This window comes from Vibrio jasicida 090810c (genome assembly GCF_002887615.1).
GTDB classification, from domain to species: Bacteria; Pseudomonadota; Gammaproteobacteria; order Enterobacterales; family Vibrionaceae; genus Vibrio; species Vibrio jasicida.
In genome coordinates this window covers 3302499-3316039 of record NZ_CP025792.1, presented here as the reverse complement: position 1 = coordinate 3316039, position 13541 = coordinate 3302499, and the positions used below count along the sequence as shown (strand labels likewise).

The following is a 13541-nucleotide window of genomic DNA, read 5'->3' as shown; positions in this document are numbered from 1 at the left end:
AATTATTATTTTTACGCAGCTCACTTTAGCATAATCCAAACTTTCGAATAACAACCTGTTTTCTGGGGGTTTAGATAGCCAATTTTAGATTTCTAGGCGTTAAATAGGCAAAAAAAGCGGCGCACTTGGCGCAGCAAAATAGTTAAGAAAGAATGATACTTACAGTTTGACAGCCAGTTTCACACCCTGGCGGATGGCGCGAACCGCATCCAATTCCCCAGCATGGTCTGCACCACCAATGATATGTAATTTCTCGCCTAGCTCATGCCATTTGTCTTCAAACGGACGAACCGACTCTTGCCCCGCACAAATAACCACTTTGTCAGCTTCTAACAATTGCGCCTTGCCGCTGACTTGAATATGTAGGCCGCCATCATCAATCTTGTCGTATGACACGCCACCGACTAAGTGAACACCGCGCTTTTCAAGCGTACGTTTATGAATCCAACCTGTGGTTTTACCCGGTCCTTTTCCAACGCGACCCTTACGACGTTGAAGTACCCACACTTCTTTATCAGCAACGGCGTCAGGATAAGGGTACAATCCCCCCGGTTGAGACATTTCTTTGTCGATTCCCCATTCATGCAGCCAATCATCAAGTGTTTGTCCCGCGGGCTCAGTAAGCATCGTTGCCACATCAACACCAATCCCGCCTGCGCCAACAATGGCTACCTTTTCACCTACTGGCGTTTTATCACGGATCAGCGTTTGATAATCGATCACTTTTTCTGGGTTTTCTATCCCATCAATTTTCACTTTACGCGGCTCAACGCCAGATGCCATGACCACTTCATCATATTCAGTCAGCAGATCGTAATTCGCCTCAGTTTCTAGATGTAAGTTAACGCCAGTTTCTTCAATGCGGTTCGCAAAGTAACGGATGGTCTCACGAAACTCTTCTTTACCTGGAATCTGCATGGCTAAACGGAACTGACCACCAATGCGATCGTTCTTCTCAAACAAATCTACTTTGTGGCCACGTTCTGCCAGCGTTGTCGCACAAGCGAGGCCAGCAGGTCCCGCGCCGACGACTGCAATATTTTTCTTCTTAAACGCATCCTCGACCACGATTTCAGTTTCGTAGCAAGCTAATGGGTTAACCAAACAACTTGCTCGCTTGCCTTTAAATACATTGTCTAAGCACGCTTGGTTACAACCAATACACGTATTGATGAGCTGTGACTTTTCTTGCTCGGCTTTAGCAACAAAGTAAGGATCAGCTAGGAAAGGACGTGCCATAGAAACCATGTCAGCATGTCCAGAAGAAAGAATTCGTTCGGCCTCATCTGGGGTATTTATTCGGTTACAGGTGATGATTGGAACAGAAACGTGCGGCTTCACCTTTTCAGTCACCCACGTAAATGCTCCGCGGGGTACTTGAGTGGCAATGGTCGGAATACGCGCTTCGTGCCAGCCGATACCCGTATTAATTATTGTCACACCGGCTTCTTCAAGTGCTTTTGCCAATTCAATAACATCTTCAAACGTGCTGCCTTGCTCGACCAAGTCCAACATCGAGAGACGGAAGATAATAATAAACTTTTCGCCCACGGCTTTACGCACTGCTTTAACGATTTCGATAGGGAAACGCATACGTTTTTTGTAGCTGCCGCCCCAGTCGTCGTAGCGCATGTTGGTACGCTTACATAAGAATTGGTTAATCAAATAACCTTCAGAGCCCATTAGCTCGACACCATCATAACCCGCTAGCTGAGCCAGCTCTGCACTATTAGCAAAAGCTTCGATGGTCTTTTTGATTTGTCGCTCGCTCATTTCGCTTGGTGCAAATTTGGCGATAGGCGCTTTCATACCCGATGCACTTTGCGCGAATGGATGCATCGCATAACGCCCTGCATGGAGAATTTGTAGGGCAATTTTACTGCCGTGCTTGTGAACCGCTTCCGTCACAACCTTATGTGCTTTGGCGTGCTTAGGCTTACTAAATTCAGCGCTTAACGGATGCAATCGGCCACGTAAATTTGGAGAAAAACCACCAGTTACGATTAAGCCAACACCGCCTTTGGCACGCTCTTCATAAAACGCAGCCAGCTTTTGAAGACCTTCTTTGTGCTCTTCTAAACCAGTATGCATTGATCCCATCAGGACGCGGTTTCGTAGCTGTGTAAAACCTAAGTCCAATGGCTTTAACAAATTTGGGTACATGGCAGACATCACTAAACATCCATTTTTATTGTTGTGGTCTGACCACAGTACGCCGCAAAAACCAAAAAATCAAACAAGCGTTTACAATTTTGCAACACGCGTCAATCTCACGTTAAACTATGCCAATTGTGAATGAGCGTGATAAGCTAAAAAAATTGTTATCTTTTGAGATCTTAGAGATAAGAACCCATACTTTGTAAGATTAGGGAAAGACTATCTCGTTATGGAGACAAGATGAAAAAACTCTTCAAATTTATTGGTCTGATATTCAAGGGGATATGGAAAGCCATCACCTTTGTCAGACTTGCGCTAGTGAACCTGATCTTTTTAGTGATGATTGCTGTCTTCTACTTTGCCTTTACCTACACTGGGGAAGGTCAACCTGTCATTGATAAAGAATCGGCGTTGGTTATGAACTTGTCGGGACCGATCGTTGAGCAGCGTCGTTACGTTAACCCAATGGATTCCATTGCTGGTTCGGTTTTAGGTAACGAAATTCCGAAAGAAAACGTGTTATTCGACATTGTCGATACCATCCGATACGCAAAAGACGACCCTAAAGTCTCGGGCCTTGTCCTTGCTCTGCGTGATATGCCAGAAACTAACCTAACTAAGCTTCGTTACATTGCAAAAGCACTGAACGAGTTTAAAGCATCAGGCAAACCAGTATATGCGGTGGGTGATTTCTATAATCAAAGCCAATACTACCTTGCAAGTTACGCTGATAAAGTTTTTCTAGCACCCGATGGTGGCGTATTGATTAAGGGTTATAGCTCTTACTCCATGTACTACAAAACCTTGTTAGAGAAACTCGATGTTTCAACGCACGTATTCCGAGTAGGTACTTACAAATCCGCGATTGAACCATTCATCCGCGATGACATGTCAGACGCAGCAAAAGAATCAGCGACTCGTTGGATCACACAACTATGGAGCGCGTTTGTTGATGACGTAGCAACGAACCGTAACATTGATGCAAAAGCATTAAATCCAACCATGGAAGAGTTGCTAGCAGAGATGAAGTCGGTTGATGGCGACATCGCTCAGCTTGCAGTAAAAATGGGATTGGTTGATGAACTGGCTACTCGCCAAGACGTACGTAAGCTGTTCGCTAAAGAGTTTGGCAGTGACGGCAAAGACAGCTACAACGCAATTGGATATTACGACTACCTTGCTACCATGCGTCCTAAACTAAACCTTGCTGAAAACGACATTGCTGTTGTTGTTGCAAGCGGTGCCATTATGGATGGTCAACAACCACGTGGTACGGTCGGTGGTGACACAGTCGCAAGCCTACTTCGTCAAGCTCGCAACGATGATAAAGTGAAAGCTGTTGTACTTCGTGTTGATAGCCCTGGCGGCAGTGCTTTTGCCTCTGAAGTGATTCGTAATGAAGTAGAAGCCTTAAAAGAAGTAGGTAAACCCGTTGTGGTTTCAATGTCTAGCCTTGCGGCTTCAGGTGGTTACTGGATTTCAATGAGCGCAGACAAAATCGTTGCTCAGCCGACGACACTGACAGGCTCAATCGGTATCTTCAGCGTAATTACGACCTTTGAAAAGGGCTTTAACAAACTTGGTATTAGCACTGATGGTGTGGGGACTTCTCCATTCTCTGGTGATGGCATCACGACGGGTCTTTCTGCCGGCGCTTCTGAGGCGTTCCAATTGGGTATTGAGCACGGTTACAAACGTTTTATTTCTTTGGTTGGCTCAAACCGAGATATGTCACTTGAAGAAGTGGACAAAGTAGCGCAAGGTCGCGTGTGGACGGGTCAAGACGCGTTGTCATTCGGTCTAGTCGATCAAATGGGTGATTTCGATGATGCCGTTAAACTGGCGGCGAAACTGGCTGAGGTAGAGAACTACGAAATCTACTGGGTTGAAGAACCACTTTCACCGACAGAGCAATTTGTTCAAGAGTTCATGAACCAAGTCAAAGTATCACTCGGTATTGACGCAACGAGCTTCTTACCTAAGAGCCTTCAACCAGTGGCTCAGCAATTTGAACAAGACGCTAGCATGCTACAAAGTTTTAATGATCCAAAAGGTCAATACGCGTTCTGCTTAAATTGCCAAGTGCAATAGCTAACCTAGCTTAGCCAAAAAGGGGCGTCTCTGTGCGAGATGCCCCTTTTTATTAGGTTTCATTTCGCTATAATCCCCGCCACTGTTCCCCTACATGAAAGTAAAGTAGAACGATGACTAGAAAACACATCTACATCGCTTACACCGGTGGCACCATCGGTATGCAAAAATCCGATCACGGCTACGTCCCTGTCGCTGGCTTTATGGAAAAACAACTCGCCAGCATGCCCGAGTTTCACCGTCCAGAAATGCCGGAATACACTATCCACGAATACGAGCCACTGATCGATTCTTCGGATATGACTCCTGCTGACTGGCAACAAATCGCTGACGATATCCGTGACAACTACGATAAATACGATGGATTTGTGATTTTGCATGGTACCGACACCATGGCGTACACCGCTTCTGCATTGTCTTTCATGTTGGAGAACCTAGGTAAACCTGTCATCGTGACCGGCTCACAAATTCCTCTGGCAGAACTGCGCTCAGACGGCCAAGCAAACCTACTGAATGCTCTGCATATTGCGGCAAACTACCCTATCAACGAAGTAACATTGTTCTTCAACAATCAGTTGATGCGCGGTAACCGCAGCACCAAGTCTCATGCTGATGGCTTTAACGCGTTTACATCGCCAAACTTGCCACCTCTGTTGGAGGCAGGTATCAATATCCAGATCAGCAACAATGTTGCAGTAGGCACAAAGCCAGAGGGTGACTTCAAAGTACACAACATCACGCCTCAACCTATCGGCGTGATCACCATGTACCCTGGCATTTCACACGAAGTAATCCGCAATACACTTCGTCAACCAGTCAATGCGATGATCTTGCTGACATTTGGTGTGGGCAATGCTCCGCAAAATCCTGAGTTACTAGGTCATCTAAAAGAAGCATCTGAGCGTGGCGTCATTGTCGTGAACTTAACGCAATGTTTGGCGGGTAAAGTCAACATGGGCGGCTACGCAACTGGTTGTGCACTTGCAGATTCTGGCGTAATCAGTGGTTTTGATATGACGCCAGAAGCAGCGCTAGCAAAACTGCACTACCTTCTAAGCCAGAACCTGTCTTATGAAGAGATCAAAACGAAGATGCAAGAAGTACTGCGTGGTGAAATGAGCCTGTAGTTCGGTAAACCTACTGTTCGTATCTTAAACAACAAAGCCCAATTCAAAATTGGGCTTTTCAATATTTACTGTTCTGCCTACTGCAAGGAGAGTAAGAATAGGACTATCAGCTGTGATTCGGGTTTACTCGAACAATATCTTGCTCTTCTTCGTTGAACTGTTTCTTCAATTCTTGCTTCGATTTAAAACTGATTTCTCCACCAGCAGCCACGGTCATGTGCTGCGCATCAGTGTTGTGTTTTGATTGATACAACATCACAGCTTGCATACATGAGTCTCGCTGCTCTTTAGAAAGTGTTGTACCCTCAGGCCATCTTCCTGTTTCTACTGCGTAAACCAATCGATCATAGACTTCTGGCGTTATCGCATTTAATAATTGTTCTGCGTCCATAATGTACCTTCTTATTACATTCTATTCACAGAACATAACGGGTTAGTAAACAGAGTCAAGAATCCAAAAATGAATTGGTGTAACGGATCACAAGCAAAACCATGAAACGAACATACTGGCTACTAGCAAGCCTTGCCTCTTTGACTTTAACAGGCTGCTTTGAAGGCAACGTAACAACGGAAGAATTGTGCCAAAACAATCCCAAACTGCGTTGCGAGCAACTCAACATGGACGATGGACAGTGCCGGATTCCTAGAACGAATTTAGTCTGGCATCGATTTGAGTTACTCAAAAGCCCAACAGAAGCGAACCAGATCACCGAATACGCTTTGGTTGCTGAGTACAGGAAATGCCTTGAGCTTGCCTCTCAAATTACCCCTATCGATCAAAGCGCGTTAAAAAGAAAACGTTTCGATGCATTAGTGCATAGCATTGACGAATTAGAACGTATCGTCGCGACACTAAAAGGTTCTGACGATCCTGCGACCCTATACTTTTTATGGTCTCAAACGGGAGACGATCAAGCGAGGCGTCAATTCTTGCAAATGGAAGGCTCCCCTCAACTTAACAATGCTGAGATGCAATATGCCTTAGCGACCTTCTATACCAATAGAGACCAGCAAAAAACGTTAACATTACTTCATAATTCGCTTTCAATGTCTGACGAGAACAACCTCAATCCAGCCATCCTCAAGTCGCTCGCGAGCATCAATCAAGGGTTAGGTAACAAAGAGCAGGCCTATTTATGGGCGATGGTAGCCAAACGCTTTGATGTTCCGCTCGCCAATGAGCAACAATTAAAGCGTATGTTCAATTTTTCAAAGACAGAGAAATATGAACAACTAGACGATTTGGCTAAATCTATTTCGAAGTCGATAGAGAAAGGGAATTATTCGCCAAGGATGATCCCAAGTAATTTATAAAATAAAAAACTCCCATTCATATTGGGAGTTTTTTATTTGTCTCTCGGCTTATCTTGAGTGGACAATTACTATTTTATTAATTGAAAGGATGAAACATTCTTTCAACCATTATCCGGCTTATTGGTCAGATTTGTTGAAAATTAACGACACCGAGTTTACACAATAGCGTTCGCCTGTTGTTTGCGGCCCATCTTCAAAAACATGACCTAAATGACTGTCACAAGCGCCACATCGAATCTCTGTACGAACCATTCCGTGACTCAGATCTTCTAAATAACGGACCGCGGTGTCATTAATTGGCGCATCAAAACTTGGCCAGCCACACCCTGAGTCGTACTTATTATCAGAGACAAATAGAGGGGCATCACAACAAGTACAGGCATAGACGCCTGTCTCTTTGTTGTGAAGCAGTTTACCGGAGAACGGAGCTTCTGTTCCTTGCTCGCGACAGACGCGAAACTCTTCCTCAGAGAGCTGCTCACGCCACTGTTCATCGGACTTCGTTACTTTTCTTCCGCTTTGTTCCACCAATTCCTGTTCCTTATTTCTTATTTTTGGCAATGACTTTTTTAGCAAAAAACTTGCTTCTCGTAACAGTTGTAGCACATACTTTCTCACCAGAACACCATGTGTAATTAATTTGATACGAGTACTTATCTCGGAAGTTATATTACGCCAACTGGGATGTAGAATAACCAGTTAAAAGTTTAAAAAACGAGCATTTGCGAAGAATTGTTAAAAAAAGCGTCGCTTTTTTTTGACTTTAAACAAGTTAAGTCCGATTATCTGTTGCAGATGTTTACTGGATTCTGTAATTTTACTACCAGTTATCTTTAATCAGAAATTAAGTTGTGGAGCAACTATAATGACTATCAAAGTAGGTATTAACGGTTTTGGCCGTATCGGTCGTTTCGTATTCCGTGCAGCGCAAGAGCGCAACGACATCGAAGTTGTAGGTATTAACGACCTTATCGACGTAGATTACATGGCATACATGCTTAAGTACGACTCAACTCACGGCCGTTTCAACGGTACTGTTGAAGTTGAAGGCGGTAACCTAATCGTTAACGGTAAAACTGTACGTGTAACTGCAGAGCGCAACCCTGAAGATCTAAAATGGGATGCTATCGACGTTGACGTAGTAGCTGAAGCAACTGGTCTTTTCCTAACTGACGAGACTGCACGTAAGCACATCACTGCTGGTGCGAAGAAAGTTGTTCTAACTGGTCCTTCTAAAGACGCAACTCCAATGTTCGTTATGGGCGTAAACGATTCAACTTACGCAGGTCAAGACATCGTTTCTAACGCTTCTTGTACTACTAACTGTCTAGCGCCTATCGCTAAAGTTCTTAACGACAAGTTCGGTATCGTATCTGGTCTTATGACTACAGTTCACGCTACTACAGCTACTCAAAAAACTGTAGACGGTCCTTCTGCTAAAGACTGGCGCGGTGGTCGTGGTGCTTCTCAGAACATCATCCCATCTTCAACTGGTGCTGCTAAAGCTGTAGGCGTTGTTCTTCCAGAACTAAACGGCAAACTAACTGGTATGGCTTTCCGCGTACCAACAGCTAACGTTTCTGTAGTTGACCTAACAGTTAACCTAGAGAAAGGCGCATCTTACGAAGCTATCTGTGCAGCAATGAAAGAAGCTTCTGAAGGCGAACTAAAAGGCGTTCTAGGCTACACTGAAGACCAAGTTGTTTCTCAAGACTTCATCGGTGAAGTTCAAACTTCAGTATTCGATGCTAAAGCTGGTATCGCTCTAACTGATAACTTCGTTAAAGTTGTATCTTGGTACGACAACGAAATCGGTTACTCAAACAAAGTTCTAGACCTAATCGCTCACATCTCTAAGTAATTATTACTTAGCTGAAAAGCAATTAGCGAAGCTTGTGTTTGAAACATAAGATTTGAATAAAAGGCGGCTCTAGAGTCGCCTTTTTTGTATCTGGAATTTGAGAGAATGAAGACTCGACGTTGCACTCAATGTGCGAAGTGCGTCTAAAAAGCTCTCCCTCCCAGCGATAGGAAGCAACACATGGATTTAAAAACTCTCCCAGCTCTAACCGTGCTATCTGATAACGTCACTATCGTTGAAGTTGATCAGGTTAAAGTCGTTCGCGTTATTCATGAGAAAGCAACGGCAGGTATCGCACTACACGGTGGTCATGTCGTGTCGTTCACACCAGCAGGCCAAGAAGACCTAATCTGGATGAGCGAAAAAGCAATCTTTGATGGCAAAGCGGCACTTCGCGGTGGTATTCCTGTTTGTTGGCCTTGGTTTGGCCGCATTGCAGCACCAGCTCATGGTTTTGCGCGCACAGCAGAATGGGAATTGGTTGAACACCGTGAGAACGACAACGGCGTGATCGTTGAACTTGCTCTCTTCCCAACCGAAGAAACTCACGACATCTGGCCACATATGTTTGATGCTCGTCTTGTTGTTGAAATCAGCGACGAGCTAAAGGTGACACTGAAAGTCACCAACATTGATGATGCAGAGTGGACATTCTCAGGTGCACTACACACATATCTAAACGTTGGTGATATCAAACAAGCACAAACAACAGGTATGGGACCTGAGTACATCGACAGCTTAAAAGAAGGTGAAATCTGCCAAGGTGGTGATGTCCTTCAACTAACTGATACCATCGACCGTGTTTACACTCAGCCAGAAGCGCAAATCTTGGTGAAAGACCCAGTGTTAGATCGCACGTTGAGCGTTGAAAACCAAGGCCATAACTCAGCAGTATTGTGGAATCCTTGGGCACAAGGCGCACAAGGCATGGGTGACATGGCAGACAACGGCTACGAAACCATGATATGTGTGGAATCGACAGTGCATGCGCCAAGTATCGAGCAAGGCAAGACGTTACAGCCAGGTGAGACACATGAACTTATCACTGTGATTTCAGCGCAGTAATACAGTTTAAAGGCCGGTTCTCCCGGCCTTTTTTTACATTTCCAAAGCACAACACAAGAATCACTCATGCCATACTAAGTCCAACCAAAACGAGTCGAGATAATGGTGCAACGATGAAATACCGCATTTATTCAATATCGCTTCTTACGGGCTTATTGTTTGGCTGTGCCAACACTGAGGTCTCGTTACAAGCCGAAAAGAACGTCGCCGAATACAAGCAATTGTCTCCAACACGATATCAAGTCTATTGCCCCACCGGAATCTGCCGCTTCCAAGTTTCCGCGAACCAGAAAACGGCAATAAGCATTGAGATGTTCTATGCCGAAAATAAACCGTTCAAGAAGATTGAGGGGCTGACCTACGACAATCAAAATCAATATCCGGCGTCGAATGTTTTTACTCTTCCCGTAAAATCAGACAACGAGAGAATATCTGTGCAAGTCATCGACTATTACAGATAACACCACTCCGTTATCGCTTTGAATAACGAATAATCGATTCTCGATAAAGTGAAAGCAGTGTATCGCTTTTCACACCGACCCCAACGTTTTGCGCGGAGAAAGCACTCCACTCATCGTGCATGTATTTGCGTTGATCCGTTTTCTGAATCGTCATCCCTTCGGCAGGCCCATCAGTCACCACTCGGACGGCACCACTGCGCAAAGTAAACAGCTCAGGATCAATGACATACGCAATCGCAGAAGGATCATGGACATGGCAACCATCCATTCCAACCTTCTCGGAGTAAAACTTCAAATAGTAGCGGCTCACATCCCAAATGAACTGCCCTACTTCTCCCGCATCCTCACGCAGCTGGTCTAGGTATTGCCCCGTAAAGAAGCTCTCTTCCGTAACATCCAAACCGATGATGACGACTGGCCACGAAGCCGTGAATACCTTATCTGCGGCATGAGGGTCGTCATGAATGTTTGCTTCCGCAAATGGCGTAACATTGCCTCGATGATCGTTCTCACCAAAAGCACCGCCCATTACAACCACTTCCTTAACCAAGTTAGCGATTTCTGGATCTGCTTCCAAAGCGAGCGCAAGGTTAGTTAAAGGGCCCACGGCCACCAAGGTGATTTCTCCCGGTTCTGCTCTAACGCGGTCGATGATGAACTGATAGGCAGGCGTATCAATGGCACTTACATCCAGTGCGCTCGGCGCTTTTACATCACCAAAACCTGCTTCACCGTGCACGACAACCGTTGCTCCAACCGGCGCTTTTACTAAAGGCTTATCCGCACCTTTCGCAACCAAGGCTTTCATACCAAACTTCTGTTTTAGGTAAAGGGCGTTTTGCGTCGCGTTGTCTATCGTTGCATTGCCATAAACGGTTGTAATGGCCATAAGGTCGATATCAGGATGGGCTTCAGCAAAAAGAATGGCCATCGCATCATCGATGCCAGGATCTGTGTCTAGGATGATTTTCTTTGTCATATCAGCTTCTATTAAACGCTTGGAAAGCCCCAACAATACCTATAAAAAACAAGGATAAACGTGACCAAAGCCGAAGGTATGAGCTTTCTTTTAGTCGCTGCTCCTTACTATTGCTTCAACCAAACAGATGAAATTTTCGCCCACTAGTATCAAATTCATTGGTGGCTCAACTTACTCAACCTTATTTGGTCATTCCATTTCTGCAATAAAATCACCCAGCCAGCGGTCATTTGTTATCTAAGCTATTGGTTGCTCTTATTTTTTGACAATTAACTTAATAAATATCAAAAAAACTCGTCATATAAATCGCTAGCATGCCGATACAACATTTATAACATCTATCAATAATCAGGAAAGACACTACATGCTAGACAAATATCGGAATCAAAGTGTCGGTTTTCAGCTCAAGCTGGTCATCACACTTTGTCTGCTTATTGCATTTTCAAGCATTGCTGCGCTTGTTTATCAAAACGCTTCAAACGTACTTTTAGAAAACACGCTGAAAGAACATCAATCTAAAGTGGAATCGATGGCAAAAACCATTGCAGGCCAGTTCAATGCTTATCTGCACACGGCAGAAGTTTTGGAATCAACCTTCCGTAATGGTTATTTGGCGGGCGTCTATGTCGAGAGTTACAACGTCGACTTTCAAGGTCACCAAGTATCAAACATAACCCAATACAGTGAAAGCTTGATTGGTGACACTAAGTTAGTTGATAGCTTCACTCGTGACACTGGCGCTGTTGCAACCCTGTTTGCTCCAATGGGCAACGACTTCATTCGCGTTGCTACTTCACTAAAAAATCCTGAAGGTAAAAGAGCACTTGGTACCACATTGGGACTTAACCACCCAGGTTACCAAAAGCTTAAAAACGGCCAACCTTACTATGCGCAAATCAAACTTTATGGTGAGCGCTACATCACCTACTACGCACCTTTAAAAGACGCGAATGGTAAGGTCAACGGTATCTCATTCATTGGTTTACCTGTTGAGCGCGCAACCCAAGATCTATTCAGCTCGCTACAAAGCGTAAAATGGGGTGACACTGGTTACACCATTATTCTGGATAACGAAAAAGACAACCAAGGTCACTACCTTCTTCACCCAAAACACGAAGAGAGCGATCCACCGATTCAAGAAGTGTCTGACTACAACGGCAACAAGCCTTTCTACCAACTTTTCGAACAAGAAAGTGGCTTAATTCGCTACCCATTTGAGTACCAAGGCACCGTGGGTGAAAAGTACTTAGTTTACACTCAAGTACCAGGTTGGAACTGGAAACTCTTGGGTGGCACTTTCATCAATGAAGTCACCAAAGGCAGCCAAGCTTTACTTCAACTGATTGCGACGATTTCTCTAATTGTGGCAGCGGCAACTTTTGTGGTGCTTACGCTTGTTCTTAACCGAACGCTAAATCCACTCACCGTTTTGAATGGCTACATGAACCGTTTAGCAAAAGGTGAAGTGAGTATTGATATTCCGGCTTCAGGTAAAGCATCGAAAAACGAAATCGTTAACTTGAACAACGGCGTTGCCAATATGGCGAGACAACTGAACGAGTTGGTTGGTCAAATTCGCTCGACTAGCGACCAAGTTGAAAGTAACTCGACCAGCGTTGTGGATGATGCAAACCGCAACCTCATGCAATCGGATCTTCAACAAGAACAGGTAGAGCAAGTGGTGACTGCAATTGAAGAGATGGCTTCGTCTGCTCAATCTGTCGCTCAGCAAGTTGAGCAAATTGCCGAAAATGTGCGCTCTGCAAACACTGATAGCCAATCAGGTCTCGAAGTCGTTGAAGGCGTTTGTATTGATGTGGCTCAGCTAAACGACCAAATCGACCAATCTGCGGCAGCTATCGAGCAAGTGAACCGTGACAGCGAAAGCATCCAAACCGTGACGAAAATGATTGATGAGATCGCAGAGCAAACCAACCTACTTGCGCTTAACGCAGCAATTGAGGCTGCACGTGCCGGTGAACAAGGCCGTGGCTTTGCCGTAGTGGCAGACGAAGTACGAACGCTTGCTCATCGAACTCAGACCTCAGTGAAAGATGTCGTAGAGATCATCGAGAAACTTAAAGGCTCCACCAGCAATGCCGTAAGCATGATGACGGAAAGCCAGCAAAACGCGAATAAAGTATTGGATAAAGCACAAGAAGCAGGCACTGCGCTGGAAGCTATTGCAGGACAAGTTCAGTCCATTGCTTCTCAAGCCGATGCTATTGCTGCAACCTCAGAAGAACAAGCTCAAGTTTCTCAAGAGATTGCCGCAAACGCGCACTCTATTAGCGAATTGAACCGCGAAAGCCGTGATACCAGCGCTAAAACATCGCAAAGCGCAACCGAGCTACAGCACCAAGCACAAAACTTAAAACAGCAAGTGGATTTCTTCCACTAACCCTCCAATAAAACCGATGAAAGAGCCGATAATTCGGCTCTTTTTTGTTTCGCTTGCAGCATCCCTTTTTGATAGAATTTGCCGC

At 44.9% G+C, this 13541-nt stretch carries 11 protein-coding genes; 7 read left to right on the top strand and 4 right to left on the bottom strand.

The genetic code is table 11. From position 1 onward, the window contains the following. Positions 1–159: 159 nt before the first annotated feature. On the bottom strand, positions 160–2172 hold the full coding sequence (locus tag C1S73_RS15825) for an NADPH-dependent 2,4-dienoyl-CoA reductase (protein WP_038871244.1): 2013 nt from the start codon (positions 2170–2172) through the stop codon (positions 160–162). Positions 2173–2397: 225 nt separating this feature from the next. Between C1S73_RS15825 and sppA the strand changes: the two genes are divergently transcribed. Next, positions 2398–4248 (top strand): signal peptide peptidase SppA, encoded by a 1851-nt coding sequence (gene sppA, locus C1S73_RS15820; RefSeq protein ID WP_038871246.1) that lies wholly within the window; start codon positions 2398–2400, stop codon positions 4246–4248. Between the two features lie 113 nt (positions 4249–4361). Next, positions 4362–5375, top strand: coding sequence for an asparaginase (gene ansA / locus C1S73_RS15815; RefSeq protein ID WP_038871249.1), 1014 nt, complete (start codon positions 4362–4364; stop codon positions 5373–5375). Between the two features lie 106 nt (positions 5376–5481). On the opposite strand, the gene C1S73_RS15810 is transcribed toward ansA, so the two are convergent. Further along, positions 5482–5766, bottom strand: coding sequence for a YeaC family protein (locus tag C1S73_RS15810; protein ID WP_038871251.1), 285 nt, complete (start codon positions 5764–5766; stop codon positions 5482–5484). Positions 5767–5867: 101 nt separating this feature from the next. On the opposite strand from C1S73_RS15810, the gene C1S73_RS15805 reads away from it, so the two are divergent. Beyond that, the gene (locus tag C1S73_RS15805) at positions 5868–6689 is read left to right on the top strand and encodes a DUF2989 domain-containing protein (RefSeq protein WP_038871253.1); all 822 of its coding nucleotides are present in this window, start codon (positions 5868–5870) and stop codon (positions 6687–6689) included. A 117-nt stretch (positions 6690–6806) separates the two neighbouring features. On the opposite strand, the gene msrB is transcribed toward C1S73_RS15805, so the two are convergent. Continuing rightward, a complete protein-coding gene (gene msrB, locus C1S73_RS15800) occupies positions 6807–7220 on the bottom strand; it encodes a peptide-methionine (R)-S-oxide reductase MsrB (RefSeq protein WP_080774313.1) in 414 nt (137 codons plus the stop codon). Between the two features lie 334 nt (positions 7221–7554). Between msrB and gap the strand changes: the two genes are divergently transcribed. The 3 genes from gap (at position 7555) to C1S73_RS15785 (ending at position 10076) form a co-directional block, all read left to right on the top strand. Next, positions 7555–8550, top strand: a complete 996-nt coding sequence (gene gap, locus C1S73_RS15795; protein ID WP_038871258.1) for a type I glyceraldehyde-3-phosphate dehydrogenase — start codon at positions 7555–7557, stop codon at positions 8548–8550. 180 nt (positions 8551–8730) lie between these two features. Further along, on the top strand, positions 8731–9615 hold the full coding sequence (locus tag C1S73_RS15790) for a D-hexose-6-phosphate mutarotase (protein ID WP_038871260.1): 885 nt from the start codon (positions 8731–8733) through the stop codon (positions 9613–9615). A 113-nt stretch (positions 9616–9728) separates the two neighbouring features. Next, entirely contained in the window at positions 9729–10076 is a 348-nt protein-coding gene (locus C1S73_RS15785; RefSeq protein WP_038871262.1) for a hypothetical protein, read from the top strand. Positions 10077–10086: 10 nt separating this feature from the next. Here C1S73_RS15785 and C1S73_RS15780 read toward each other — a convergent pair whose 3' ends face one another. Beyond that, positions 10087–11055 (bottom strand): nucleoside hydrolase, encoded by a 969-nt coding sequence (locus C1S73_RS15780; RefSeq protein ID WP_038871264.1) that lies wholly within the window; start codon positions 11053–11055, stop codon positions 10087–10089. Between the two features lie 364 nt (positions 11056–11419). Here C1S73_RS15780 and C1S73_RS15775 point away from each other — a divergent pair, with 364 nt between their 5' ends. Beyond that, the gene (locus tag C1S73_RS15775; RefSeq protein ID WP_038871267.1) at positions 11420–13456 is read left to right on the top strand and encodes a methyl-accepting chemotaxis protein; all 2037 of its coding nucleotides are present in this window, start codon (positions 11420–11422) and stop codon (positions 13454–13456) included. The last annotated feature ends 85 nt before the right edge of the window (positions 13457–13541 follow it).

What these genes read in the sequence shown, in the direction of transcription:
- C1S73_RS15825 (WP_038871244.1), bottom strand. Translation starts at nt 2,172, where the DNA reads ATGTCTGCCATGTACCCAAATTTGTTAAAGCCATTGGACTTAGGTTTT.
- sppA (WP_038871246.1), top strand. Translation starts at nt 2,398, where the DNA reads ATGAAAAAACTCTTCAAATTTATTGGTCTGATATTCAAGGGGATATGG.
- ansA (WP_038871249.1), top strand. Translation starts at nt 4,362, where the DNA reads ATGACTAGAAAACACATCTACATCGCTTACACCGGTGGCACCATCGGT.
- C1S73_RS15810 (WP_038871251.1), bottom strand. Translation starts at nt 5,766, where the DNA reads ATGGACGCAGAACAATTATTAAATGCGATAACGCCAGAAGTCTATGAT.
- C1S73_RS15805 (WP_038871253.1), top strand. Translation starts at nt 5,868, where the DNA reads ATGAAACGAACATACTGGCTACTAGCAAGCCTTGCCTCTTTGACTTTA.
- gap (WP_038871258.1), top strand. Translation starts at nt 7,555, where the DNA reads ATGACTATCAAAGTAGGTATTAACGGTTTTGGCCGTATCGGTCGTTTC.
- C1S73_RS15790 (WP_038871260.1), top strand. Translation starts at nt 8,731, where the DNA reads ATGGATTTAAAAACTCTCCCAGCTCTAACCGTGCTATCTGATAACGTC.
- C1S73_RS15785 (WP_038871262.1), top strand. Translation starts at nt 9,729, where the DNA reads ATGAAATACCGCATTTATTCAATATCGCTTCTTACGGGCTTATTGTTT.
- C1S73_RS15780 (WP_038871264.1), bottom strand. Translation starts at nt 11,055, where the DNA reads ATGACAAAGAAAATCATCCTAGACACAGATCCTGGCATCGATGATGCG.
- C1S73_RS15775 (WP_038871267.1), top strand. Translation starts at nt 11,420, where the DNA reads ATGCTAGACAAATATCGGAATCAAAGTGTCGGTTTTCAGCTCAAGCTG.